Raw genomic sequence first — 25805 nt, forward strand, 5'->3', positions numbered from 1 at the left:
TCATAATCGAAAAATAGATAATCGGTATGCTCATCTGTCACAAAACCAACTCTTTGTTTATACGCCGCTAAATGAGGTTTTTGATCTATATCGAGTATTTTTTTGCAGTGCAGTTTCATAAAATTCACGATTCTGTCATGATTCCCGACCTAGTATGAAGGGACAAAGAGAGAAGAAAATATGACTAAAAAGAATAAGCCGACAAAGATTGTGTTGGCACACATCAACGACACCCACTCATACTTTGAACCAACGTCATTACAGCTATCACTTAAAATGAACAACCGCATCATTGAACCTTATGTCAGTGCCGGTGGTTTCGCTCGAATTGCAACACGCTTTAAACAGATTCAACAAGACGCTCAGCGACAAAAGGTTGGAACCCTTTTTCTTCATGCTGGGGACTGCTTTCAAGGCACTTTGTACTTCTCACTCTTCAAAGGTAAAGCCAACGCCGATCTACTCAATGCGCTGAATATAGACGCAATGACCCTTGGCAATCACGAGTTGGACATGGGTAATAAACCTGTGGCTATGTTCGCAAAGAAGATCCAATTTCCACTCCTAGCTGGTAACTGGAATTTGTCGAATGAGGATATCAATAAAACTCATACGTTAGCGGACAACGAAATTGTTAAGCCTTACTTAACTGAAACGCAAAGTGCTTCTTTTATAACGAAGGCGTTCGATGGCGAAAAAGTCGCTATTTTCGGCTTAAGCATCGATAAGATGGCCAGCATTGCAAACCCTGATATCGATACACCATTTGAAAATGTCCTAGAAACAGCGAAAGCGACCATAGAACAAATTCATAAAGCCGGTATCAATAAAATTGTTTTACTCAGTCATCTTGGCTACGAAGCCGATTTAGAGCTTGCAGCTAATGTATCTGGTATTGGCGTGATTGTTGGCGGGCACAGCCACCGCTTACAAGGGGACTTCTCAGATATCGGCCTGGTTAAGGACGATGACTACGGCGTTAAAGTGGGCGACACCTACGTCGTGCAAGCTGGCTTCCACGCAATGAGCCTCGGCCATTGCGAAATAGAGTTTGATTCACAGGGTAAAGTGATTCAGTTCAAAGGTAAAAATGAATTACTGTTAGGGCGTCGACTATTTATAGATGCTAAGTTGAGTGAGGTTGGGCAGGACGATGCTCATGATATGGCGTGTGAGTATCTTAATAATCACCCGAACATCTCGGTATGTAAGAAAGATCCTGAGCTACAAAGCATCCTTACGGATAAGTATCAGCCTAGGGTCCGTAAACTGCAGCAACAAGTAATTGCTCATGCAGTCACAAAGCTTCGCCATGTTCGAATCCCTGACGAAAACGGACCAAGCCAACTTGCACCGCTCGTCGCACAATCATTCCTCTATTTTATGAACAAAAAAGGTCATCAGGTAGACTTCGCCATCCATAACTCTGGTGGGGTAAGAAACTCACTTAATAGTGGTGATGTGTCCGTTGCCGATATTGCCGGAAAGCTACTACCGTTTGCCGTACCTATTGGAATGTATGAGGTAAGAGGCGAGACCATTGCCGCTATGCTAGAAGGTGCCATTAATAATGCGTTGGATAACGGCGTAGTGGGGACAGGATCTGGTAGCTTTCCTTATACCCATAACTTGAGGTTTTGTTACCACAAAGAAGCGCCAATCGGGCATCGTATCCATCACTTGGAAATTCATTCAGAAGAGTCAGGTTGGCAGCCAGTTTCCCGTGAACGTGTTTACCGAGGTACATCTTCGGCTTACACAATGAAAGGAAAAGAGGGTTACAACGCTGTACTGGATATGATCGGTGACGGTATCGTAACGACTTACTCGATGGCCGACTGTTTTATTGCGTTCTTACAAGACAATCCAGAGTCACTAAAATATAAAGAGCCACTAAATTGCATGGAGTGTTTTAGGTAAACATTCGCAAAATGAACCATTTATAAAATTGGCACTGTTTATGCTTAGTTTCTAGGGCAAGTTCCTGTGGAGGCAAAGCATGAATAGGAAAGATTGGTTGGATGCAGCCGCTGTTGTTGGCTGGGTTTCTGTTTGGTCTGCATTGGTATATCTCGTTCCAATGGCGGGCATATAGCATACCTAGGCTCAGCATCTTAACGAGACTCAATAACTGAACGAATGGTATTTAACGTGTTGTTAGCAGGCTTCAGAGCAAGCTATCGCCATGAGTGGTATTGTCGGAATCAATACGAGTCTCTTATTGACAGACGGGCACAAATAAAAAAGGAGCGCTTTGCTCCTTTTTTATTAATTCCTGAAAATTTATCTAGACGAAACAAAGTTTGCGGAATATTATCCACGCGTTTGGGGAGTAGTTAGCGCAAGTTTACGTATCGTCATCTCGTTAGACCAGGTGTCTATCCGGTGCGTAAAGGTGAAATCCCATATTTCACTTCAACGAGACCAACGCAATCACAATCAAGATCCGTCGTGGAGCTTGATATGTTTTGTTTGCGGAAGGTCTTTGAACAGTTCTTCCGCCCGGAGGAATAATGAACTCAACTCAATCTCTATTATCTACCAATAGTGAATCCTTTTTTTCATCGCCAATCATGACGACGTATGTGGGCTTTTTCCTACTGACGGTCATTCTCGTTTCTATTGATATTTATCAGACTCGTGGTGGCAACGTCACAATCAGAAAAGCGGCAATCTGGAGTGTTTTCTGGTTCTTGCTAGCATTCTTGTTTGCAGGCTCTATCTACCTGTTTTGGGATATTTACGCGCCAAACAGTGATTACACAGCGCAGAAAGCGACCGTGTCATTTATCACTGGTTACTTGTTGGAAAAATCACTTAGTGTCGATAACTTATTCGTGTTTGCGATGATCTTCGCGCAATACCAAGTTCCTGAACATCTAAGACCTCGTGCGCTTCTTTGGGGTGTTATTGGTGCGTTGGTGTTACGTGCAATCATGATCGCGTTAGGCGCGCAATTACTCGCTGAATACCACTGGGTGCTTTATGTGTTTGCTGCGTTCCTGATTGGTACAGGTATCAAACTAGCATTAGACAAGGGCGAAGAGGAGAGTGTGAATACACTACCTGAAAAGCTACTTCGCAAAATTATGCCAGTGACAGAAGATTTCCATGGCCCAGCATTGATGATCAAACAAGGTGCAAAATGGGTGCTTACACCAATGATGTTGGTGATAGGTGCGATAGCGGTTATGGACGTAATGTTCGCTTTGGACTCTATCCCAGCGATCTTCGCGGTAACACAAGAACCATTCTTGGTACTTGCAGCTAACGTGTTTGCATTGCTTGGCTTACGTACTTTGTACTTTGTACTGCAAGGAATGATGGACAAGTTCATCTACTTGAAGCCTGCACTTTCATTCATCATGGTGTTCATTGGTGTGAAAATGCTATTGGTTGATAGCGAGTGGGCTATCCCGACATACTGGTCTTTAGCGGTATTGGTTTCTACCATGACGATTGCGGTTATAGCGTCGATTTATGCAAAGAAGCCAGCTATTGGACAAGTAAATTAAAACAAATATAACTTATCGAAAACTCGATAACTAACACGTGGTCAATGAAGCAAGAAATTTATTTATGTAAATTTTATGTGACATTGACCACTTTTGTTTGTGGTCTTTTTAGACTAAATGCATGATTTAAGCATTATAATGAATTATTAGTCACCGTTACTGAATGGGTATTTTGGGGGCTTGTTAATGGTTTGTTTCATTAGAAAAACTAATCTTAAAATCTAAATTTAGTCATTTTTTAACCTGCAAAAAATCACTTATTATTCTTGTCATCAGAACGAAACATACAAACAAATTTATAGAGAGGCAATCATGGCTCAAGCAGTACAAATGAATACTATCGCTGTTCTTAACTCTATGGATAAGAAGACCTACTCGGTTAACTTCAAAGGATTGATTGCACACATTTTTGATATTCTTTTCGTAGACAACTCTCCACGTAGTTACTACGCAAGCGACCTATCTGGTCACATGCAGCGCGATATCGGTATTAACCGTTAATCTAAGCGTAAACGCATAGAATAAAAGAAATAAAGAATTTAAAAACGCCAGCTCCTCAAGCTGGCGTTTTTGTATCTAAATAACTTGGTTTCTGAAAGAAAGAGTTATGTGCCGCGGTCTTTAGATAAGTAGCTTCTATAAGGATCACGGTATGTCACACGCCAAATACAACTCACGATTGATTAAACTCTGCTTATTTGCCTTACTGATCGGCTTTTACTCTACAGTGTCGGCAGCGCAAACTTGGAGCCACGAAGGGCAACCAGCACAGGTTATTGAACTGTTCACGTCAGAAGGTTGTTCTAGTTGTCCTCCCGCAGATGCGTATCTAAGTACATTTGAAGACGGCCCAGCACTTTGGACACAAGTTATTCCTCTCGCGTATCACGTCGACTATTGGGATTACTTAGGGTGGGGAGATAAATTCGCGAGTAAGGCCTTTAGTCAGAAACAGCGACTATACAAAGCATACGGGGTAACAAGCGGGGTCTATACGCCGGGTTTTGTTGTTGACGGTAAGGAGTGGCGTGGCTACTTCAACTGGCTCGACCGTACATTGCCTTCACTCCCACAACAAAATAATCCCAAGCTGACGGTAATTCATAAAGGTGAGACCTTCAGCGTCAGTTATGAAGGTAAAGGTGACTACGTGGCTCATATCGTTCTATTGGCGATGAATGAAGTCACGAGTGTTAAAGCTGGGGAAAATAGAGGTAAGAAGTTAGAGCACGATTTTGTCGTAGTTTGCGATGGTTACCAGCGTGGTGAATCGAAATGGCAATTTAATGTGGATTTCACGCCGTTAGTCGCCAAACCCGATGCCATTGCAGTGTGGCTAACAGAGCTCAACTCGTATGCACCTGAACAAACGGTAGCAGAGTGGTTAAACTAGGTCTGCGTAAAGCAAATCTACGGCAAACAACCTATGGAGACGATAAAGTTGGTCGCGCTGTCGTTCTTCATAGAGTGTGAATTGGTTTAATTTGCTGTAACTGGTGGGAAAGAGGCGATTTAGTTACGTAATAGTGCAGAAGTACGTTAATATAGCGCGCTATTATTTTAGCTTTGAGTTCCTGCAATTAATGACTAACACCACGACACCAACCAACTTCTCTGATCTTGGCTTAATTTCTCCACTGATGGCTCGTCTTAGTGAGCTTGAATATCAACAGCCAACACCCATCCAAGCGCAAGTTATTCCTAGTGTGTTAGCAGGACGCGATTTGATTGCAGGCGCGAATACTGGCTCTGGTAAAACCGCTGCATTTGCACTTCCTCTGTTACAACAGATCCACGCAGGCGGACCTTTAGACCGTCGTTCGGGCAAAGGTAACTTCGTTTCTGGTCTTATCTTAGTGCCTACTCGTGAACTAGCGAAGCAAGTTGCTGACAGCGTTAAGTCTTACGCTGTTCACTTTAACGGCGCGATTAAGACCGTTTGTGTATTTGGTGGTGTGTCTGTGAACACGCAGATGCAAGCGTTACGCGGCGGTACGGATATCTTAGTGGCGACGCCAGGCCGTCTGCTTGACCTAATTTCAAGCAACGCCATCAAGCTTGATAAAGTGAAAACACTAGTGCTTGATGAAGCCGACCGTATGTTAAGCCTTGGTTTTACAGAAGAACTAGGCGCTATCTTGAAGCTATTGCCAACCAAGAAGCAAACTCTGTTGTTCTCAGCAACCTTCCCGGAGCAAGTTCAAGCTCTAACTGAAGAGCTACTCAATGACCCTCTAGAGGTTCAACTGCAAAGCGCGAACGCAAGTACACTGGTTCAGCGTGTATTCGAAGTAGAGAAAGGTCGTAAAACCGCTCTATTAGCGCATTTAATTAAACAACACGAATGGCGCCAAGCTCTGATCTTCGTGAATGCAAAGAACAGCTGTGAACACCTAGCAGACAAGCTTTATAAGCGCGGTATTATTGCAGAAGTCTTCCACGGCGATAAAGGGCAGGGTTCTCGCACTCGTATCCTAGAAGATTTCAAATCTGGCGAGATCGACGTTTTGATCGCGACAGACATCGCAGCACGTGGTCTGGATATCGAAAAACTTCCAGTTGTTATCAACTTTGATTTACCGCGTAGCCCATCAGATTACATGCACCGTATTGGCCGAAGTGGTCGTGCCGGTGAGGTTGGCTTAGCGCTATCTCTGATCGATCACGAAGACTACCATCATTTCAAAATCATCGAGAAGAAGAACAAGATTCGTCTTGAGCGTGAGCAAATCGAAGGCTTTGAAGTCGATGCAGAAGCGGTAGCTGAACTGATTGCAGCGCTTAAACCCGTTGCACCACCTGCTGGCACAGGCAAGAAGAAAAAGAAGAAGAAAGCGGCACAAAACCAAGATGTGTGGCTGAAGAACAACTAAATTGAAAATAGTTGGATAGTAGATACAAGAAAGGCGCTCAATCGAGCGCCTTTTCATTTTTATCAGATACTTAATGCGAGATTACTTCTTACGACAGAACTCAGCGATTACGTACATTGATTGACCGCCGTTAGTTTTACCAGAAACAAGCTTAGGATCATCACCAACGCTGATACCGCGGATAACAGTACCTTGTTTAATTACTTGATTAGTGCCTTTAACTGGAAGGTCTTTGATTACTGTTACGTCGTCACCTTTTTTAAGTTCAACGCCGTTGCAATCAAGGGGCTTGTCATCAGCAGACATGCCAATTTGTGCCCATACTGATGTTTCTTCTTCCATGTACATCATATCTAGCGCGTCTTGAGCCCAGCTCTCTGAGTTAAGACGAGTTAGTTGGCGCCATGCTGTTACTTGAACAGGAGCTTCTTGGCTCCACATGCTGTCAGTTAGGCAGCGCCAGTGGTTAATATCTTTAGGCTCGTCAATCTCCCCAAGACATTTATCACATACCATGATGCCGTGATCCACTGTTACGTGGCTGTGTGGCGGTACTGCGTATGCAGTAAGAGAAGAATCAGAACCACATAGTTCACATTTAGATTGGCAGCGTTCTAGCATAGTAGCTTCAGAAGACATAATGGACTCACATTTATTAGGTATTAATTTACGGGGCTATTATCCACTTTATTTACAATAAAGAAAGAGGTCGTACGGTATTCTGTCTTGATTAATTTTAGCTGAGATCAACCATTTGTGTTTTAAAGTTTTATGCAAACGGTTAACTAGGGAAGGTTGGTTGGCTATAGATATAAAAATGCCAGCGGTTAGGCTGGCATTTGGTTTCAGTGAAGGAGAGTTATTGTTCCAATACCGCTCCATTAACTGAGCCTGCTGATAAAGCATTGTCTACCAAGAAATCTGTAGCTTGTGTCTGCATGCTAATGTGATGGTTTAAATCTAATGGCATAGGCGTAGTGTCATCTTGAGGAGCGACAAATGTACTGTGCGATGCCACATCACTAAACTTAACAAAGTCTTTAGTGCCGTTTGGGGTTGTGTTATTTCCATCTACTACTTCTAAGCTAAGTTTTGTAGCAAGTGGTGTAGTACCAGCGAACGGTGCATCCACAACAGTATTTGGCACAGTTTGATCGTCTTGTACTTGTCCCATATAAATAGGCATCTGAGTTGAAGCTGCTAGCAAGTAATCAGCATTAGTAAACGGGTCTACAGTATCTAACACGGTTTGTGCCGCATAAGCGAACTGTTGGAATGCTGCGGTCATTGTTGCTTTTTGTGCCGCAGTTGCATTACTTTCAAACGTGTTATAACAAACTTGATCTGTTAAACCCGTACAGTTAGCACTAGCGAAACTTGCGTATTCAGTAGAAGCGCCTAGTGCTACGTTATGCTTAACTTGCGGGCCAAAGAACGGTGAACCCAATAAAAGGTTAGATATTTGTCCACCAGAGTTTTCAATAGCTGCAGCACTGAAGCTATATAAAGCATCTGCAGTCGCACTACCCAACGTACGGTTAGATGATGCCACTGCAGTTGTTCCGACAATACCACCCAATGAATGACCTAAGAATTTAACCTGTGAGCCATCAAATGCTTTCAAAGGTGAACTAGCAAGTAAACCAGCCTGCAAAGAAGCAGTTAAAGAAGCTCTTAAGCCCATTACGTCGAGTGCACTTTGACGAACGTTGTCACGAGCTACCGGAAGGTTAGCAAGGTTCAAGTAAGCCAACACATCTGCGTTTGCTGAACGGGTATCATCTAGACTGCGCGTACCATGTATTGGTAAGTCAATTGCGATAACAGCAACGCCAGCTCTCGCTAAGTTGTAAGCGAACGCATAAGCATTTTCTTTAGCAGAGGTTATACCGTGTTGGTAAATAACCACATCAGTAGGATCTGCACCATTAGGTGTAAACAACAAAAACTCTACAGACTCTAATGATTTTACCTGAGGAACTGGAGAGTATTTTGTAATAACCCTTTCGCTATCAAGCGGTGAGCCATCTGCTAGAGTAAGGTTTAGGCCAACCAGTTTAAGCTGTTCTGTTTGGTCAGTCGCTAATACACTAGTGTCGATACCTGCAGCAACTAATTGAGCAGCCATATTAGCTTGCTCGCTAGCATCGCTTAAAGCGTTTGATACTTTAGCTAAACTAGGCATACCTGATTCAAATGGCTGAGAATTCCATTCGCTAGTATTAGTTTCTAGGTAATAAGGTAACTGAACAAAACCCTGAGTCACATCAACGTTGTCAGTACCACCGTATAGCCCGTTAATCGCACCCTTTAGAGTAGCGATAGTTGTCGCGTCGCCACCTGCAACATATTTATCAAAGTCTGTATCGTTTGCTAATGCTGTAGTGAACAGTTCTGTAGAACCGAATTGCATTGTGTAAGCTGCCGTGAGATCGACAGAGTTAGGGTTTGCGCTGCCTTTCCAGACACCATTTAGGTTTGTCGCTGCCAATCCTGTTGCCGTAGCACCTTTAGTAGCAAATAGCGTGTCTCCAACAGACTCAGTAGTAAACCAAGTTGAATAAATGATGTTCTCTGTATCTAGGTTAATTGCACCTGCTGCTGTCGCGCCAGCGAAGATCTTCTCAACCCCTTGAGTGACTTGTTGAGCTTGCGCAAGGCTACCTTCGGTATAAATCACTGCACTCGATTTAAGTGCTGCGTAACTTGCTGACATACCAACAGGGTCACCATTCACATCCGTAAGTTCATTTGACAGTGCCAACACGTATTCACTGGATGCATCAAGTGAATCTTTAAATTCGATCGTGAACGTGTCGGTTGCAGAACTAGATTCGACCTCAAAATCATTACCTAGAGTCAATACCTTTGTAACACTTGGCGTGGTCTCAGATGTAAGTGAACCACTAAGTTTTAAAAGATAAACGCCACCAGTCGCAGCACCATCCGCTAATCCAGCACCTTCAAAATCCATGATGATCGGCATAGAGGTTGACCAACCGTCCATGGTATTCATTGCGGCAATAGGGTTGGTTAATGAGTCATCACCGCTAGTCGGCAGACCCAGTGTGCCGTCCGTAGTATCCATCAACGCAAAGCTTGGAAGAGGAACTGCGACATCTGCACCTGTTAACTGAAACTTGATGCTAGTCGCTTGTGCAAGTGAATCTTGAATATATTGTTCATATTGAATTGCGGTTGATGCGCCAGAGCTCGATGAGTCGTCACCACAACCAGCAAGAAACATTGCTGAAGCAAGCAGCGAAACATTAAATAACTTTTTCATGTTTTGTAATTCCGTTTAGTTGAAGGTGTAGTTCATTTGAATCGCAGATAGATACGCAACTGCATCGCCAGAGAACTCAAGCTCTTGGCCTAGTTCATTGGTTTCTTTGAAGTCACCATCTTTACTTTGTACAAGGGCGAAACCAGCATCGAACGAAAGGTTAGGGCTGTACTGGTAAGTTAAACCTGCGCTGTACCAAAAACGGTCACTATCGGGGATACTTAATGTCGCTTCACCCGCTTGTTCGTCGTATGCAAGACCGGCTCGCAGAGTCCACGCTTGGTTCAGTTGATAAGTCGCACCTAATGAGTAACGGTTGTTATCGTCGTAGTGTTCAGTCTTTTTGAAACATTCACCATTTACACAATCTGGACTGGTTGCTTTAAGTTCTTTGAAGCTACTCCAACCCGTTTGCTGCCAACCATAGTGAATTGCCCACTGGTCAGTCAGTTGGTGAAAAGCGGAGATTTCTATAATCGAAGGTAATGTGATCTTAAGACGACCTGTCGTAGATGTAGCACTGCCTTGTACGATACTTCCGGTGTAATCGTTAAAGTCACCATCATCAAAATCTAGGTCGACTTCAGAACGATAGGCGATAGCGAAGCGATTGTTTTCGTTTAGCTCATATAACGCACCAACGTTCCAACCGAATGCAAACGTTTCACCCGTCATGCTAATCAGCTTGGTAGAAGCAGGATCACCGGTAATGTTAGAAATTGAACCTTGGTGACGGTTCAGTTCTGCCTCAGCATAAACAAAGTTCACGCCAGCACCAACGCTGATTTGTTGGTTAATTCGATATGCTACGTTTGGATTGATGTTAACAGAGATCAGAGAAGTATCACCGGCGAGATCACCAGCATAGATATCGTCTGGGTAGTCAGTCGCTACACCATAGTTTGAGAACATACCGACACCCCAAGCCCATTTATCATTGATTGGACTAATGTAGTAAGCAGCTGGAACAACTTGCAGAGGCGCAATATCACTAGACTTCTGACTCTGACCGCCAGAACCTGGGACATTCTTCTGTGTGATATCTACTTCTGGATCAACGATAGAAACCGCGCCTGAAAATTGGGCTATATCAAATAGGGTCATTGCGGCTGGGTTTCTTGCTAGTACACTCGCGTTATCAGCTACTGCACCTTCACCTGAAAACGAGCGACCAAGGCCTGAAGCAGAATGCTCAGCAACTTGGAAGCCAGCGGCAAGCGAATTACATGCAAATAGCACTGATAGTGAAACGAGAGAGCGTTGTATTGTTTTCATCCTTGACCCTCCTAGGGCATCAAATTTCATTATTTTTTGTTTGAAAACACACTGAGCATTTTTGGTGTTGAAGCTCCAATGTAAACAGCATGTTAAATTCATGTTTTATATAAAGTCAAAGAAAGAGTTGTTATTTTGTGAACTTATATTTTTAAGGGGCGGCACTTTAACATCAATATTATAAATGCAATCAATGATTTATTTGTGGTTGGAGGTGTGACCAGAACATTTATACACCATTGCGGTATAAATAGTGTTCAATAGCTCAATGTGTAACGATTTTGTTTCTGTTTACCGCAATTCCCTAAATCGGCATAATACTGGCTCATTTTGATGGTCTTTTAATTGGAATTTATAGTTTGGAATTACTCGCGATAGAGTTTCTTGGTAAACCGCTTCGTTTAGAAGGATCGATGGCAGGGTGGCAGCAGCTATTTTGGGACAACACATTAGTGTCTCAATTAGATGCGACTTCGGAAGACGGTGATGTGCGTACACACACATTTTTGCTTCGTTCTGATGAAGAAACGTTGCAGTGTCACGTTGAGTCTACGGTTCAGTGGCAACCTTTTGAGATGGCTTATAAGGCGCTGGTTAACGGAAAAGTCGTCACCGAAGGAAGCCGTAATACTAAAGACATCGAGCAGCAAACTCCGGTTGTGGCACCTAAACCTGAAAAGCGCTTTAGCCTGATTGGGTTAATATCACTTGGAATGAAAGCGCTCAAGAGCGCTAAGTTGATTAAAGTAGTACTTGCATCTGCAAGTTTAGCGGCATATTCGTGGCTATTCTCTATCCAGTTCGCTCTCGCTTTGATCGCTTGCTTGATGTTCCATGAATACGGACATATTAGAGCCATGAAATACTTTGGTATGAAAACAAAAGGTATTTATCTTATCCCCTTCCTCGGTGGTTTAGCTCTCTCTGATGAAAAGATTAATACACGATGGCAAGATGTCGTTATCTCAATCATGGGGCCTTTGTTTGGGCTGATATTGTCGCTTGTGTTTACCGTTTTGTATTGGGTGACAGGCGAAATGTTCTTTGCTGGCCTTGCGGTATTTAATGCCTTACTGAACTTATTCAACTTGCTGCCAATTTTGCCTCTCGATGGCGGTCATGTTCTAAAAAGTATTAGCTTTTCAATGAACAGCGTGCTCGGTATCGTTCTGTGTGTCGCAGCCGCGGTTGCTGGAGTTGTTCTTAGTTATCAGCTAAATCTAAGTCTGTTTGGCTTCTTATTAATTATGGGGAGTGTTGAAATCCTGTTTGAATGGAGAGGGCGCCACCATAGCCATTTATTACCACTAGATAGATATGGCCAAGTAGTTTCTTTCCTTTGGTATGTAGGTCTAGTGTCTAGTTTGATCGGCGTTATTTGGTATTTCGCGTCTACGGGAGACCAGCTATTAAGCCTACCGTTACAGATCCTTGGTACTTAGTACCTTGCTATACAGTAAATGTCAGCACAGAAGCTGACGAAACGAAAAACGCCCTAACCATTTGGATAGGGCGTTTTTTTATCAGGTGTTAGTCAAACTCTACTATAAAGGTTCTATTCGCATTGAGACTAGGCTTTGCAGTTTGGCCTTGCGACGTTTGATTTTGGCAACGTCGTGATCTTGGACTGTAGATCTTTGATTCGAGTACTGTGAGAAGGGTGTGTCGATAGTAATTCTGGTGGTTGGCTTCCGCCAGATGCTTTCGCCATGTTTTGCCATAAGTCGACACTCTGCCTTGGGTCGAAACCGGCTTGTGCCATATACTCTAAACCAACGATGTCGGCCTCAGATTCTTGTGTACGACCATAAGGTAAAATCACGCCATACTGGACACCTAAACCTAACGCAGCCATGGTTACACCTTGATATTGCTTGTATTCAGATGAACCCAAAGCAACACTCGTAATCGATAAACCTGTATTGGCGATCTGTGATTGGGACAAACGTTCGTTACTGTGATCAGCTAAAACGTGTGCGACTTCGTGTCCTATAACGGTCGCTAGTTGATCTTGATTTACAGCTACGTTAAGTAGCCCAGTGTACACACCAATTTTACCACCAGGTAAGGCAAACGCGTTTACTTGGTCACTATCAAAAACAACCACTTCCCATTCGCTGAAACCTTGCTTAGGGATATGTTGAGTAATGCTATTCGTTACACATTGTACGTAAGCGTTGGTCTTTGCATCTTTACTGATAGGTTGCTCTTTCTTCATCTGTTCGAAAGATTGTGCACCAAGCTGAGACATATCTTTGTCTGAAAAGAGCAGCAATTGATTTCTTCCCGTTGGGGAAGCGCTGCACGCCGTTAAGCCTGCGAGTGTGAGAAGCGAGGCAAACTTCATCCATGACGTCATACAATATCCTCTGTGTATTCGGTTTTTATGCATGTTAACATCAACTTGCGTAATGGCTAATAGCTATAAAATAACTTATTAGATGTAAGACACGAACAGACACCATTAGCGAAATCTGCTCAAGCGATAACGATATCAATAATTAAGGACCCCGCATGACCATTTGGAAAAAGCCTGTTGACCTAGATACCTTCAACGCAACCTCAAAGAATACCTTAATTGAGCACCTCAACATTGTTTATACCGAGGTAAACGACAATTCATTAGTGGCGACGATGCCAGTTTGTCACTTCACTCACCAACCACTTGGTATGCTTCATGGTGGCGCTTCCGTTGTGCTTGCAGAAACATTAGGCTCATTAGCAGCAAATTTCAGTGTGCCAGAAGGCTACTACTGTGTCGGACTCGATATCAACGCGAATCATGTAAGGTCGATGCGTGAAGGGCATGTAATCGGTACCGCTGAGCCTATTCACCTTGGTGTATCGACACAAGTATGGCAGATAAACATCACTGACGAGCGTCAACGCTTGGTTTGTACAAGTCGTCTAACCATTGCAGTAAAAAAGCACAAGCGATAACTCGCTAGACAGTTAGGCTCATTGTGAGCACCGGTTTTAACTCCATTACCCAACCATAATCCTAGTTTGAGAAATCCATGGTCATAACCTTTAAAAGTGGAAAAGTCATTGCAACAGCACATGAGCTTGTTGTGCGTTTAGATGGTGAACATAGAGTCACGCTACAAGCACAGGTCGATGCCGTTCAACTGATCGGAAAAGGGGCAAATGTCATCTCCGCAAACGGCTCTGAATGTAAGTGGTCAATTAAACTCGACGACGAGCAACAACTACGCGACATTGCCAATGAGATTGGCTGTGTTGTCATGTAAATCATAGCCTCTAAGCACTTTTGGTGCTTGTCGCCTCTCTATATTTGAGTAGGGCTGCCTAAATTCGATAATTCTGTGTAAAAACATTATCAGTTAGATTGATTTTCGCTAGTAAAATGAGGAAACTGAATTCAATATCCTTTGATTAAGTTTTCCTCTTTATGAGTAGCCCAAGACTTCGCGTTCAATTCGAAACCCTATTTGAATACTTCGATGGTAAAGACTCTGATGTTCAGCTTGATGACATAACAGATGTGCTCTGTTGTACCCGTCGAAATGCTAGAATGGTTCTCAACAAGCTCGAAGAAGAGGGCTGGGTAGAGTGGCTACCTGCAGCTGGTCGAGGTAAGTTATCCCAACTCATTTTTAAGCAGAACCGTTGTGACGTTAGCGAGAACCTGGCTAGACGCTATTTAGAAGAAGGGAAGATTGGACAGGCATTATCTGTTCTTGATCAAAATGCCGCGAAGCTAACTCAAGTCATCCAAAACTACTTGGGCGTTCAGTACCAAGAGGGTGAACAGGTTATCCGTTTGCCTTACTATCGTCCGCTCTCCATGCTTAACCCGACCAAGTCGATGCGTCGTTCAGAGCAACACATCGCCTGCCAAGTGTTTAGTGGTTTGACTCGCTTGGATGAAAATGACCAGTTACAGCCTGATCTTGCGCATTCTTGGCAAAAAATCAGTGATTATCAATGGCGGTTTTTCTTAAGGCCAGGGGTTCGCTTCCATAACGGCGAACCACTTATGACAAATCATGTTGTTGATACGCTGCTAGCACTAGAACCACTCAACATGTTCTCCCATATTAAAGACGTATCATCTCCGGCCAATTGCGTGGTTGATGTCTTTCTCACACGCCCAGATAAATACTTCCCGCTTGCACTCACAGAATCTGTTGCAAAAGTAACGTTACCGATGATTTTACGAGGGGAGGACTACGATATTCGTCCAATTGGTACTGGACCGTATCGCATTGAGAAGAATGACGAAAAACAACTCGTGTTAACCGCTTTTAACGGCTACTTTGGGTTTAGACCCTTGATCGACCGAGTGGAAGTTTGGGTTGTAGACGAAGCCTATTCATCGATGGTTTATCCGAGCCTTTCCAAGCCGGTTATCGCTGATCGCGGTGATAGTGATGAGGTAGAACTAGACCCGGGATGTACCTATCTACTACTCAATAGAAAGAAAGGTATAGCGAAGGACCCAGCATGGGCTGAGTTTTTGTCTAATGCTCTAAATGCTGCCGATCTTTTTGTGCATATCCCCAAAGAGACGGTTATTGATTTGGGCGTATTGCATGCTTACGGCATCAAACCAGGTTGGTACGATATCAAGTTAAAAGTCCCAGTATGTCCACCAGCCGATACTAAGCCTTCGATTAAATTAGCATATCAATGCCAACACCCTATGTTTCCTACGCTTGCCAAGGCCATTGTTACGGTACTCAAGCAATATAACGTCGATGTGGAGCTTTTCGGCTATGAAACCGATCCACCACATGCGGATGACGTGGATATTTGGATTAACCCTATGGGAATTGCAAATAACAGAGACGATGCGTTGGCATGCTGGCTTATGGATTACAGTTTTCTTGATGAATCGAGCCCGGCAGAAGACTTTGATCAATGGTGTCATATGATTGATCGTTGGCGCTCAGGTGAATTTGAACAATTCCCGGCAAGGCAGCTTGGTAAACAACTGGTACAAAGCAACCAGTTGATACCTATGTTCCACTGTTGGTTAGGAGTAAATAAAGACCAGTGCGGTACCTTACAAAACGCGAAGTGTAATGCGCTTGGTTGGTTCGATTTTAGCCAAGTTTGGGTTAAACCTGACGTTGACTAATAAGCGAATAGCTTCAGCAAGGGAATAATAATGCAAACCGTCTTAGTGACATTAATTACGCTGGTGGCCTTTGCGGCAAATTCCGTGCTTTGTCGATGGGCATTGATGGATCAAACCATCGATCCTTTGAGTTTTTCTGTTATACGCATTTTATCTGGCGCATTTACTCTATTGATTTTGCTAGGTATAGCGTCCCAGAATAGCAATAACACAACTGAATCTAGTCCTATATCGCTGTTTTCTAAGCTCAAATCTCAATTCAGTCTAGTCTCCATATTGTCATTGCTTGTTTACATGTTCGGTTTCTCTTTTGCTTACTTAGAGCTGGGAGCAGGGCTTGGCGCGTTAGTTCTGTTTGTTGCGGTGCAATTTACCATAATCGCGGCTCATCTCATCTCATCTCAGGCAATAATATGTCCTTAATTGAGTGGGCTGGCTGTCTGCTCTCTGTTTCAGGGCTCGTTTATTTGCTAGTGCCGACCAGTTCAACAATTACACCTGATTTAGTTTCAATTTCGCTAATGTCATTGGCGGGTATCGGGTGGGGTATTTATACCTTGGCTGGCAAGCGATCTTCAAATGCCCTGATGTCAATAACGGCTAACTTTGGGTTCTGTTCTTTGATTGTCTTGGTGTTCATATCACCGTGGCTCGTAGCACCAAGTAAAGCTCTTGATATTTCGATGTCTGAACAAGGGATCATTTATGCCGTGTTGTCTGGCTCTGTCGCTTCAGGTGTGGGTTACAGTTTATGGTACTACGTAGTGAAGAGGCTCAATACTGTTGTGGCATCAATCGCACAGCTTTCGGTTCCGATTATTGCAACACTCGGTGGCGTACTGTTGCTCTCGGAGCCTCTCACCATGCAATTCGTTATTTCATCAACCACCATATTAGTCGGCATAAGCTTAGTGCTTGTAGCGCCTAAACTTAAACAATAAGAATCAGCACGTTACCTTTATGGCGAAACCAAACAAGAAGCAACCCACGAAAACCGTTCAAATATTTTGCGCGAAGTGCAAAACACAGTTATTCAAATATCGAAAAGGCGGTAAGGGTGCGCTCGTAAAATGTTTTAAGGAAAGGATTGTCGAAGACTTTACGACAGAGCCCTGCATTTGCCCTGAATGTGGAATTGAGTTTGCTCGAGATACCTTAGTACGAGGCACACCCGCATTTAAGTTCGTGGGTGGTAAGGTCACGATGAAATAGCCTTGAAGCTAAAACACAAAAAATGCCACAACGTAAAGCACGTGTGGCATTTGAAATTGTATCTTTAATAACTGAGTTAACGCAGTGCTTGGCTACACTTTAGTGCGCCCTTGAACCTTGAGAAGCAGCAGTGAGACGATCGCTCCGGTCGTATCACATAGCATGTCCTTTTGCGCATCCCAAATATCACCTTGTGATCCAAGGAAAGCGATACCTTCATCACCACCTGCGATTTCTGCATACCACCACTCAATAATTTCATAACCTGCTGCAACACTCATGATGGCAAACAGTGCGAAGAAGCACGCAATCAGGGGCTGAGCTAGCTTCTTACGAATAAGATACTCAGCGAGTGGGTAGGCATAAAGTCCAATAGAGAAGTGTGCGACTCTATCAAAATTGTTGCGCTCAGAGCCAATTAACTGATTAAACCAATCGAACGGAACTTCCGCAAAAGTGTACTTAGCGCCAATCGTATGTAGTGCCAACCAAATGAACATCAAAAGATAAGCGGTTTTTGAAAACGTTAATTTAGTCGATAACCACCAAATCCCGGCAAGAATCAGTAGGGCGGGTACGATTTCTGCGATCCAAACTGCTCTTGAAGACGGCGCAAACGCTGAGAATAGAAAAACAACGAGATACAACGCAGTAAGCGAGAGTAGAGGTCTATTTTGAGCAAGTGGCGTAATTGTCATCATCAGATCCTATATAAGTTTTATGTATAGTTACACAATAATGAACACCGTTCAATTGAGTTTTAATTACCAAAATTGTTGAAAAGTGGCGTTATCGCCCAGTATCTAGACAAACGGTTGCGAGAGTTTCACTAAAGTTTGATTTACAACAAAGCGAACCATAAAATCCCCGTATCACTACATAACAAGAAAGAAAGTCATGAAACTGGAAACTGTCGATTATCTTGCTGACGACGCAGCAGAACAATTTGTTCGCTCTTTACGTGAAACTGGATTTGGCGTACTGAAAAACCACCCAATCCCGAAAGAGCTTGTTGAGTCAATTTACGAGAACTGGTACCAATTCTTTATCTCTGAGGAGAAAGAGAACTTCCACTTCAATGTTGAAACACAAGATGGATATTTTCCACCTTCAGTGTCTGAAGTTGCAAAGGGCCACACGGTAAAAGACATTAAAGAGTACTTCCACGTATACCCTTGGGGTCAAATTCCTGAGCAGCTTAAAGAGCAGATTCTAGATTACTACCAACGCGCTAATGCTTTTGCTCAAGAGCTATTAGGTTGGGTTGAAGCTCACGCACCTCAAGAAGTACAAGAAAAGTTCTCTATCGCTCTATCAGAAATGATCAACGGCAGCGAACAAACTCTACTTCGCGTACTTCACTACCCACCGATGCAAGGTGATGAAGAACCAGGAGCTATCCGTGCTGCAGCACACGAAGACATTAACCTTCTTACTGTGCTACCTGCAGCGAACGAGCCAGGCCTCCAAGTTAAATCTCAAAACAACGAGTGGCTTGATGTGCCTTGTGACTTCGGCAACATGATCATCAACATCGGTGATATGCTTCAAGAAGCGTCTGGTGGCTACTTCCCATCAACGACTCACCGTGTAATTAACCCAACTGGCGCACGCCAAGAAAAATCACGCATCTCACTGCCTCTTTTCTTGCACCCTAAACCAGAGGTGGTTCTATCTGAAAAGTACACAGCAAATGAGTACCTAATGGAGCGCTTAAGAGAATTAGGCGTTATCTAATTAGTCAGACTTCATACTCTAAAGGCCAGCATCATGCTGGCCTTTTTGTTGTTTGAACAATTAACTAATTGAAATTTATTTAGTTTGAAACTCGACAAACCACGACAGATCGCTTTCAATTAATAATACACACAAATGCATATGGTAACGGGCCCAATTAATCATGTTAGACAACCCAGAATCATCGAGCCACCAAGACGTGAGTCGTCATTTTTATGCTCATATGGAAAACCCGTTACTCTGGCCAATAATGGAAGTGCTCAAACAAAAGCCAAGTGGGTGGAAGGTGCATACCTTGGCTGCGCATCTTAATGAACTCGGTTTCGTTCCAGTGTTAGACCAAGTTCCAGAGAAGGAGTTATTCAAGAAGAACTTCTTAATCATGAACGCGCTCTACCAACTGCAAGAGGCACTCTACCCAGATAATTGGCTTCAAGTTCAGGCGATGGACATAGAGCTAATGTGTGGCCGGTATCATGGAAGCACACACGCTATTGACCACCAAGACCCGTTACGTGAGTACTATGTTGACTGGTCGAACTATGAGGCCGAAGAGGGTGAAGTTAAGAGGCTGTTGAATGAGTTTTGGACTCGATATAAAAAGTATGTCGGCGGTGTCGAAACAGACATGGATCGAAGCCGAGCGTTGAGTCTGTTTGAATTACCGCTCGACGCTTCACCGGAAGAAATTCGTAAGCAGTGGAGACGGCTAGCGCTTCGCTGGCACCCAGATAGAGATAAAGGAAACACGGCTCAGTTTCAAAGATTGTGCGAAGCGTGGCACGTCTTGAGAAGCTAAAATTCTCAGCTAGATGTATTGTGGTTTATGAACAAAAAAGCCCCACTTTAGACAAGTGGGGCTTTATACATTTTGTCAGTTAAGAATGGTCTTTATTCACACCGCTTTTATGTTCGAATGCATAATCAAGCACTTTGCGGATGTAAGGTGCAGCGACCTTAGAACCACCATTACCATGTTCAATAACAACAGTGGCAACGTAATTCGGATGTTCATAAGGCGCAAAGGCAGTGTAGAGCGCGTGGTCGAGTAGATGCCTTTCGAGCTCTTTAGAGTTGTACACCTGATCTTTTGCTAAGCCAAATACTTGAGAGGTACCAGATTTACCACCACTTGTGTACTTGGTTCCTTTAAACGCTCTTCTACCGCTACCACGACTACCATGGTTCACTAATCGCATCGCATTGATCGACACATCCCAGATCTTGTCTGGCACTTCATCAATAGATGGCATTTGCTTTGGTTCTACTAGCTGTTGCGTCTCAAAGTCTTCACCATGATCGAGTATTGCTCGCAGTATATGGGGAGGCATGACCTTACCGTGATTGACTAACACAGAGGTTGCTTTCGCAAGTTGCAGCGGGGTTGAAGTCCAGTACCCTTGTCCAATACCGATCGGTACTGTGTCACCTTGATACCAAGGAGTTCGGTAGCGCATCATCTTCCAATCTCGAGTCGGCATATTGGCGTTACTTTCTTCGTATATGTCGATGCCTGATGGCTTACCAAAACCAAAACGGTTCATCCATGTACTGATCCGATCGATACCTAAGTCAAATGCCACTTGATAGAAAAATGAATCCACCGACTCTTCGATTGCTTGTGTTACGTCAACCGGACCATGACCCCAACGTTTCCAGTCACGCCACGCTTTGGAGTTAGACTTAGAACCAGGGATACGCCATACGCCGTGGTCATTGCGAATGGTATTTTCTGAAATTACATGCTCTTCCAAGCCTGCAACAGCCATGAACGGCTTAACAGTAGAAGCAGGGGGATAAACACCTAGCGTTGCTCTGTTTACCAATGGGTGGGCTGGGTCATTGAGCAATGTTTGGTAATTCTTACTAGAAATGCCATCAACGAAAAGATTAGGGTCGTAACTCGGGCTTGATGCCATTGCTAAAACACTATTGTCTTTCGGGTCTAGAATAACCGCGCTACCAGTGCGATGGTCAAGTTGCTCAAATGCGTACTTTTGCAGTTCAAGATCAATGTTGAGCACGATGTCTTTCCCGGCTACTGGTGGAACATATTTTATGGTCCTGACGACACGGCCTCGGCTATTTACCTCAACCTCTTGATAACCTTTTTGGCCGTGGAGTATATCTTCGTAGTATCGCTCAACACCAAGCTTACCGATGATAGTTGTTGCTTGATAATTCGCTTCTTTGCCTTGCTCTTCTAATTTTCTCAAGTCGTTGTCATTGATGTGTGCAACGTAGCCTAATACATGGGTCAGCACTTCACCGTTAGGGTAGAAACGCTTTAAGCTGGTATCGATTGTCAGTCCTGGAAACAGGTACTGGTGAACCGAGAATTTTGCGATCTCTTTTTCCGTCAGGTTCTCTAATATCGTAACGGACTTAAAGCGACGGGTGTTGCGATAGCGCTTTTTAAAACGCGTTATTTGTTCTTCACTCAGCGGGATATACTCGTTGAGCTTGCTCAGCATCTCGTCTACATCTTTTGTTTGCTCAGGGATCATGGTGAGTGAAAACACCAGTTTGTTTTCAGCCAACAACACACCATGTCTGTCGTAGATCAACCCTCGTGTAGGGGCGATCGGGAGCACTTTAATTCGGTTCCCGTCAGCGCGGGTTTGGTAGCTATCAAAGTTTTGAACTTGGAGTCGGTATAAGTTACCGACTAAGACGAGAGTGAAAAGCAGAATACCTATGAATGCGACAATAACACGGTTTCTAAACAGGTTTATTTCACTTTTATGATCGCGCATTTTTACGCGTTTGTGGTACATCAAATCTTAGCCTGTTACATTTAGTTACACTTGTTTAGGCGGACTTTACCATAGCTTCGTAAAAACCATGTCATGTTTTATGAGCTTCTCAAAGATAAGCAGAGTTATATAATTATATTAAATTCGGTGGAACGAAGTGCTGGGTGCATAACCAGCTCGTTACTCAACATTTGTGGTTCGATAGTATGCGTTCTTAGATGAGTAGGAATAAAAACGGCTCCCATCTTAGGGAGCTGTTGTTTGATAGTAATTAGAACTTAGTTAGAAGGCTTGAACTGAGATTTACGCATACGGTTAAGAGCCGCCATAACATCCAAGGTTCTTGGTTTCGCTAAGTCACCGTAGTTAGGCATATTTTGGTGCCAATCGTTACCTAGAATCGCGTTGAACTCTTTTGCTGGATTATTCGACCAGCCCGGCATTTGTGCAAACTGGAACCACGCCCAACCAATCGCGTTAACTTCAGACGTTGATTCAAGTTGCTCTAGTGCAGACAAGTCTGCAAACTCTTTACCAAAACGTAGAGACTCTTTGCCTTTAGCACTGACACGGAACTTACCATCAGTAAGGATGTTCATCAGTGATGCGCGGTTCAGTGAACGAGGAACAAACATCTCTAATGGTGTTTCACACTCGTTATTACGCTGAGTAGGGTGCTGGGCAATCACATCTTTTGCGTTCTCTGTCACATTTACCGCTTGGTAATCATGCATTTGAATCACAGTGTCTGCTACGTCAAGGTAATCACCAGAACCGCCCATAACGACGATGGTAGAGATTTCCATTTCATCACGTAGTTGGCCAATACGGTCGACAAGAGGAGTAATCGGCTCGTCACCTTTTGAAACCAATGCCTGCATGCGCTCATCACGGATCATGAAATTGGTCGCTGATGTATCTTCATCAATCAATAACGTTTGAACACCAGCTTCAATCGACTCTTGTAGCCAAGCTGCTTGAGAGGTAGAGCCCGAAGCGTCTTGAGTACTGAAATCAGACGTATCTTTCTTCATCGGAAGATGATTGATGTAGTTAGACAGGTTTAAGCTGTGTACACATCGTCCATCTTCAGCGCGAATCTTCATGGTATCAATGGCAGTCACAATGCCTTCACGACCATCACCTGGAATATGGTTGTAGATAGAACGCTCAACCGCATTCAATAGTGTCGATTTACCGTGGAAACCACCACCAACGATCAATGTAATCCCTTTAGGAATGCCCAAGCCTGTTACGTCGCCTTGGTTTGGCGTGTTTAACGTAACGCTCAGAGATTCTGGAGCCGTGAAAGGAACCGCATCTTTCATTGGAAGGTCACAGTTACCCGCGATACGTGGTAATACACTGCCATTTGCCACAAATGCCGCTAGGTTATGCTCATCTAGCTGTGCACGTAGCGCTTCTTGGTCTTCGATCGTTTCACAGTGTTTGATCATTGCATCGATGTTCAGCTCACGCTCTAGCGTTGCTCGGCGGATAAACTTCGGCAGGTAGAAGGTGATGATATTGTTCGCTTTCTTCGCAAGAATGCTACGACCATCAGCAGGTAGGTTAATACGGAAACGAATTTCGATACCGTGCTCAGTAAATACAACGGCGGTGTTGTCGAGTACTGTTTGACCCGTTAATGCAATAGAAACGGTCGCTTCTTGTTTTGCGAACTCAGCAAAGCTACGTGCAATAAAGTCACGAGCCGCTACTTGGTATTCATAAGACTTTTCTTTCAGCCAATCTAACCCAGTTAACGACCACGCGCGTGTTGCACGAAAACGAGAAGCTGACGCGTATGGGTCACCTTGAATGTGGTCGATGTGTAATTCGAAATCAGCAAAGTCGTATTGACCTTTAATTTGTTGATATGCACGGTAGTTTTGTTTTTCGAGCTTTTTAAGCTTTGCAGTCAACTGATCCATAACGAGGAATGCCTATATAAAGGGGAAGATAAAAACAGAAAGGCGGCGATTATAAAAATCACCACCTATAGAGTAAAGAGAAACTAGGCCTAAATCCAAAACTAACTGGGCTTTTCGGCTTTAAGCGTAACGAGTTGTCCCTAAATAGTTTTGATTGACTAAGCTATGCTCGAATTCTTGGCATGACATCGGTCTGCCATAAAGGTAACCCTGGCCAACGTCACAGCCCTCATCAATAATAAACTGCTCCTGAACTTCTGATTCAATCCCTTCAATCATCACTTTCAGATCCAACTTTTTCGCGATCTGGACGATGGAACGGACAATCTCAGAGTCTTCACTCGAGTCGAGCACCTGGTCGATGAAACTCTTATCAATCTTGATTGCATCAAATGGGAACTTCTTAAGATAACTGAATGACGCGTAGCCGGTTCCAAAGTCATCCAGTGACAATGTCACGCCTATGTCATGCAGTGTTTCAAGCGTGTTCTTTGCTACCAATTCATCTGCAATAAGTCCGCTTTCTGTCACTTCGAGCTCTAAGAAATGAGGTTCAAGGTGATAGGTTTCCAGTAAATGGACGACTTGCTCGGCAAAGTGCGCGTTCTTGAGCTGCACCGCGGACACATTAACCGCCATCTTAAAATCTTCAACGTATTCAGACCATTCTTTGGCTTTTTCAATCGCATTACGCAGCACAAAGCTACCGACCTCAAAAATCAAGCCGTTCTGCTCGGCCATGTGAATCAACGTTTCGTTAGAAATGTCCCCTAAAACAGGGTGTCGCCAACGAAGTAGAGCTTCGGCACCCACCCAGCGGTGAGTTAACGGGCACACTTTGGGTTGGAAATAGAGCATCAAATCATCGTTACGTACCGCTTGCAGCAAATAACCTTCGATCTTGTTGATATGGTTTTGCTCGTCAGTATGAGACTGAGAGTAGTAGGCAAACTTTTGTCCGGAATCTTTGCATGCGAGCATAGCTTCAGAGGATTTCTGGAGAATACTCTCAGCATCATCTTCACTATTGGTGGTCGCAATGCCGATAAACGCGTGCAGGTGAACTTTATCCTTATCTATGTCGAATTCGGAGTGACCAACCTTTACCAGTGTTTGACAGAGTTCTTCAAGACGATGGTGCAAATCCTTAACGCTGAATGCCAATACCAAATCAACAGAAGTAGGGCGTGCTGTTAATACGTCGATATCAGAAATGCTGTCGATACGTTTTCGGTACTCCACCAAAACTTTGTCTAACGCATTGTAGCCGTATCGCGCTTGTATACGCCTGCCATTAGTGAAACCGATATGAATGACGGCGAACGAACAATCGATGAGTCGACGCTGTGATGACAGTTTGTGATTAAGACGCGACTCAAATGCATTGCGATTCAAGAAGCCGGTCCCGAGATCGTGGTTCTTTTGAAAATTGATTTTTTGTTCGGCCGCTTTGCGCTTATCAATTTCTTGATTCAAAGAGTAATTCAGACTGGCGAGATCTTTAGTTCGTGTATACACGCGATTTTTTAGGTCGCGATTCATTTGAGCTAACTTTGCATGTTGGAAGAGGGTTTTAAGCTGAGATTCTATTGAGGTACGAAAGCTCTCAAGTAGTTTGATATAAGTGGGCGTATAGTGATTTTCCTTAGAGTCCAAGATACAAATGGTTCCGAAGATTTCGCCATTTGGCCAAAGGAGGGGAATACCACAATAAGAGACCAAGCCCAGTTCAATGTCGGGGTTGTTTTCCCATGATGGATCTTTGAGCGCATTCGGTACGAGTAGGCGCCGTTGCGACTCCATTACTGTTTCACAATAAAGGCCGTTACCTAACTTTTCTGAGTCACCTTTATTGTAAGGGTTGTTCTCGCTATGACTGGTTGAGAATACTTCAATGTAATTTGAGTGAACACGCATAATAAGCGCAGCTGGCACTTGAGTAATTTGAGCTAAGAGATCGACAATATTTTGCCAACCGTGCTCCATATCGTCCGGGATATCTAAATCGAGTGTTTTTATTTTCTTCATATGACTCCGAGTCAATTATGCTAAATGCATCAACACATCCTGTGTTAATTATGATGAACCAAATAAAACTGTGAATCTTACGTTA

General features: G+C 43.7%; 20 protein-coding genes and 1 pseudogene. 13 read left to right on the forward strand and 8 right to left on the reverse strand.

Annotated features, from left to right (window positions below; genetic code table 11):
• Positions 1–180 precede the first annotated feature (180 nt).
• The 5 genes from BTO10_RS02440 (at position 181) to BTO10_RS02460 (ending at position 6388) form a co-directional block, all read left to right on the forward strand.
• Entirely contained in the window at positions 181–1920 is a 1740-nt protein-coding gene (locus BTO10_RS02440; protein ID WP_105023447.1) for a bifunctional metallophosphatase/5'-nucleotidase, read from the forward strand.
• A 593-nt stretch (positions 1921–2513) separates the two neighbouring features.
• Positions 2514–3515 (forward strand): TerC/Alx family metal homeostasis membrane protein, encoded by a 1002-nt coding sequence (locus BTO10_RS02445; RefSeq protein ID WP_105023448.1) that lies wholly within the window; start codon positions 2514–2516, stop codon positions 3513–3515.
• Positions 3516–3827: 312 nt separating this feature from the next.
• Positions 3828–4016, forward strand: a complete 189-nt coding sequence (locus tag BTO10_RS02450) for a hypothetical protein (RefSeq protein ID WP_004738060.1) — start codon at positions 3828–3830, stop codon at positions 4014–4016.
• Positions 4017–4167: 151 nt separating this feature from the next.
• Positions 4168–4908, forward strand: a complete 741-nt coding sequence (locus BTO10_RS02455; protein ID WP_105023449.1) for a DUF1223 domain-containing protein — start codon at positions 4168–4170, stop codon at positions 4906–4908.
• Positions 4909–5098: 190 nt separating this feature from the next.
• Positions 5099–6388 carry a DEAD/DEAH box helicase gene (locus tag BTO10_RS02460; protein ID WP_105023450.1) on the forward strand — a complete coding sequence of 430 codons (1290 nt, stop codon included), beginning with the start codon at positions 5099–5101 and terminating at the stop codon, positions 6386–6388.
• An 81-nt stretch (positions 6389–6469) separates the two neighbouring features.
• On the opposite strand, the gene BTO10_RS02465 is transcribed toward BTO10_RS02460, so the two are convergent.
• The 3 genes from BTO10_RS02465 to BTO10_RS02475 all read right to left on the reverse strand — a co-directional run bounded on the left by BTO10_RS02465 (position 6470) and on the right by BTO10_RS02475 (position 10949).
• Positions 6470–7027 (reverse strand): PhnA domain-containing protein, encoded by a 558-nt coding sequence (locus tag BTO10_RS02465; protein ID WP_102423169.1) that lies wholly within the window; start codon positions 7025–7027, stop codon positions 6470–6472.
• A 220-nt stretch (positions 7028–7247) separates the two neighbouring features.
• Positions 7248–9674, reverse strand: a complete 2427-nt coding sequence (locus tag BTO10_RS02470) for a VolA/Pla-1 family phospholipase (protein WP_105023451.1) — start codon at positions 9672–9674, stop codon at positions 7248–7250.
• Between the two features lie 15 nt (positions 9675–9689).
• Positions 9690–10949 carry an outer membrane protein transport protein gene (locus BTO10_RS02475; RefSeq protein ID WP_105023452.1) on the reverse strand — a complete coding sequence of 420 codons (1260 nt, stop codon included), beginning with the start codon at positions 10947–10949 and terminating at the stop codon, positions 9690–9692.
• Positions 10950–11308: 359 nt separating this feature from the next.
• Between BTO10_RS02475 and BTO10_RS02480 the strand changes: the two genes are divergently transcribed.
• The gene (locus tag BTO10_RS02480) at positions 11309–12391 is read left to right on the forward strand and encodes a site-2 protease family protein (RefSeq protein WP_105023453.1); all 1083 of its coding nucleotides are present in this window, start codon (positions 11309–11311) and stop codon (positions 12389–12391) included.
• Positions 12392–12519: 128 nt separating this feature from the next.
• Here the strand turns inward: BTO10_RS02480 and BTO10_RS02485 are convergent, their stop codons facing one another.
• The gene (locus BTO10_RS02485; RefSeq protein WP_105023454.1) at positions 12520–13308 is read right to left on the reverse strand and encodes a M48 family metallopeptidase; all 789 of its coding nucleotides are present in this window, start codon (positions 13306–13308) and stop codon (positions 12520–12522) included.
• Between the two features lie 155 nt (positions 13309–13463).
• Between BTO10_RS02485 and BTO10_RS02490 the strand changes: the two genes are divergently transcribed.
• The 5 genes and pseudogenes from BTO10_RS02490 to BTO10_RS02510 all read left to right on the forward strand — a co-directional run bounded on the left by BTO10_RS02490 (position 13464) and on the right by BTO10_RS02510 (position 17265).
• On the forward strand, positions 13464–13889 hold the full coding sequence (locus BTO10_RS02490; protein WP_105023455.1) for a hotdog fold thioesterase: 426 nt from the start codon (positions 13464–13466) through the stop codon (positions 13887–13889).
• Between the two features lie 77 nt (positions 13890–13966).
• On the forward strand, positions 13967–14200 hold the full coding sequence (locus BTO10_RS02495; RefSeq protein WP_105023456.1) for a DUF3389 domain-containing protein: 234 nt from the start codon (positions 13967–13969) through the stop codon (positions 14198–14200).
• A gap of 161 nt (positions 14201–14361) precedes the next feature.
• Complete coding sequence (locus BTO10_RS02500; RefSeq protein WP_004738031.1) at positions 14362–16053, forward strand: SgrR family transcriptional regulator; 1692 nt, start codon at positions 14362–14364, stop codon at positions 16051–16053.
• A 30-nt stretch (positions 16054–16083) separates the two neighbouring features.
• Positions 16084–16994, forward strand: a pseudogene (locus BTO10_RS02505) (DMT family transporter).
• Between the two features lie 19 nt (positions 16995–17013).
• Complete coding sequence (locus tag BTO10_RS02510; protein WP_004738029.1) at positions 17014–17265, forward strand: hypothetical protein; 252 nt, start codon at positions 17014–17016, stop codon at positions 17263–17265.
• Positions 17266–17357: 92 nt separating this feature from the next.
• On the opposite strand, the gene BTO10_RS02515 is transcribed toward BTO10_RS02510, so the two are convergent.
• Positions 17358–17963, reverse strand: a complete 606-nt coding sequence (locus BTO10_RS02515) for a DUF2238 domain-containing protein (RefSeq protein ID WP_105023457.1) — start codon at positions 17961–17963, stop codon at positions 17358–17360.
• A 199-nt stretch (positions 17964–18162) separates the two neighbouring features.
• Here BTO10_RS02515 and BTO10_RS02520 point away from each other — a divergent pair, with 199 nt between their 5' ends.
• Positions 18163–19002, forward strand: coding sequence for an isopenicillin N synthase family dioxygenase (locus tag BTO10_RS02520; RefSeq protein WP_004738026.1), 840 nt, complete (start codon positions 18163–18165; stop codon positions 19000–19002).
• A 163-nt stretch (positions 19003–19165) separates the two neighbouring features.
• The gene (locus BTO10_RS02525; protein ID WP_105023458.1) at positions 19166–19801 is read left to right on the forward strand and encodes a DNA-J related domain-containing protein; all 636 of its coding nucleotides are present in this window, start codon (positions 19166–19168) and stop codon (positions 19799–19801) included.
• 79 nt (positions 19802–19880) lie between these two features.
• On the opposite strand, the gene mrdA is transcribed toward BTO10_RS02525, so the two are convergent.
• The 3 genes from mrdA to BTO10_RS02540 form a co-directional block, all read right to left on the reverse strand.
• Positions 19881–21779 carry a penicillin-binding protein 2 gene (mrdA, locus tag BTO10_RS02530; protein ID WP_105023459.1) on the reverse strand — a complete coding sequence of 633 codons (1899 nt, stop codon included), beginning with the start codon at positions 21777–21779 and terminating at the stop codon, positions 19881–19883.
• Positions 21780–22036: 257 nt separating this feature from the next.
• Complete coding sequence (locus BTO10_RS02535) at positions 22037–23692, reverse strand: ABC-ATPase domain-containing protein (RefSeq protein ID WP_105023460.1); 1656 nt, start codon at positions 23690–23692, stop codon at positions 22037–22039.
• A 120-nt stretch (positions 23693–23812) separates the two neighbouring features.
• On the reverse strand, positions 23813–25720 hold the full coding sequence (locus BTO10_RS02540) for a sensor domain-containing phosphodiesterase (protein ID WP_105023461.1): 1908 nt from the start codon (positions 25718–25720) through the stop codon (positions 23813–23815).
• Positions 25721–25805 lie beyond the last annotated feature (85 nt).

This window comes from Vibrio chagasii (assembly GCF_002954585.1).
GTDB classification, from domain to species: Bacteria; Pseudomonadota; Gammaproteobacteria; order Enterobacterales; family Vibrionaceae; genus Vibrio; species Vibrio chagasii_A.

What these genes read in the sequence shown, in the direction of transcription:
- BTO10_RS02455 (WP_105023449.1), top strand. Translation starts at nt 4,168, where the DNA reads ATGTCACACGCCAAATACAACTCACGATTGATTAAACTCTGCTTATTT.
- BTO10_RS02525 (WP_105023458.1), top strand. Translation starts at nt 19,166, where the DNA reads ATGTTAGACAACCCAGAATCATCGAGCCACCAAGACGTGAGTCGTCAT.
- BTO10_RS02445 (WP_105023448.1), top strand. Translation starts at nt 2,514, where the DNA reads ATGAACTCAACTCAATCTCTATTATCTACCAATAGTGAATCCTTTTTT.
- BTO10_RS02520 (WP_004738026.1), top strand. Translation starts at nt 18,163, where the DNA reads ATGAAACTGGAAACTGTCGATTATCTTGCTGACGACGCAGCAGAACAA.
- BTO10_RS02470 (WP_105023451.1), bottom strand. Translation starts at nt 9,674, where the DNA reads ATGAAAAAGTTATTTAATGTTTCGCTGCTTGCTTCAGCAATGTTTCTT.
- BTO10_RS02440 (WP_105023447.1), top strand. Translation starts at nt 181, where the DNA reads ATGACTAAAAAGAATAAGCCGACAAAGATTGTGTTGGCACACATCAAC.
- BTO10_RS02495 (WP_105023456.1), top strand. Translation starts at nt 13,967, where the DNA reads ATGGTCATAACCTTTAAAAGTGGAAAAGTCATTGCAACAGCACATGAG.
- BTO10_RS02510 (WP_004738029.1), top strand. Translation starts at nt 17,014, where the DNA reads ATGGCGAAACCAAACAAGAAGCAACCCACGAAAACCGTTCAAATATTT.
- BTO10_RS02485 (WP_105023454.1), bottom strand. Translation starts at nt 13,308, where the DNA reads ATGACGTCATGGATGAAGTTTGCCTCGCTTCTCACACTCGCAGGCTTA.
- BTO10_RS02475 (WP_105023452.1), bottom strand. Translation starts at nt 10,949, where the DNA reads ATGAAAACAATACAACGCTCTCTCGTTTCACTATCAGTGCTATTTGCA.
- BTO10_RS02500 (WP_004738031.1), top strand. Translation starts at nt 14,362, where the DNA reads ATGAGTAGCCCAAGACTTCGCGTTCAATTCGAAACCCTATTTGAATAC.
- BTO10_RS02450 (WP_004738060.1), top strand. Translation starts at nt 3,828, where the DNA reads ATGGCTCAAGCAGTACAAATGAATACTATCGCTGTTCTTAACTCTATG.
- mrdA (WP_105023459.1), bottom strand. Translation starts at nt 21,779, where the DNA reads ATGTACCACAAACGCGTAAAAATGCGCGATCATAAAAGTGAAATAAAC.
- BTO10_RS02460 (WP_105023450.1), top strand. Translation starts at nt 5,099, where the DNA reads ATGACTAACACCACGACACCAACCAACTTCTCTGATCTTGGCTTAATT.
- BTO10_RS02535 (WP_105023460.1), bottom strand. Translation starts at nt 23,692, where the DNA reads ATGGATCAGTTGACTGCAAAGCTTAAAAAGCTCGAAAAACAAAACTAC.
- BTO10_RS02490 (WP_105023455.1), top strand. Translation starts at nt 13,464, where the DNA reads ATGACCATTTGGAAAAAGCCTGTTGACCTAGATACCTTCAACGCAACC.
- BTO10_RS02540 (WP_105023461.1), bottom strand. Translation starts at nt 25,720, where the DNA reads ATGAAGAAAATAAAAACACTCGATTTAGATATCCCGGACGATATGGAG.
- BTO10_RS02515 (WP_105023457.1), bottom strand. Translation starts at nt 17,963, where the DNA reads ATGACAATTACGCCACTTGCTCAAAATAGACCTCTACTCTCGCTTACT.
- BTO10_RS02465 (WP_102423169.1), bottom strand. Translation starts at nt 7,027, where the DNA reads ATGTCTTCTGAAGCTACTATGCTAGAACGCTGCCAATCTAAATGTGAA.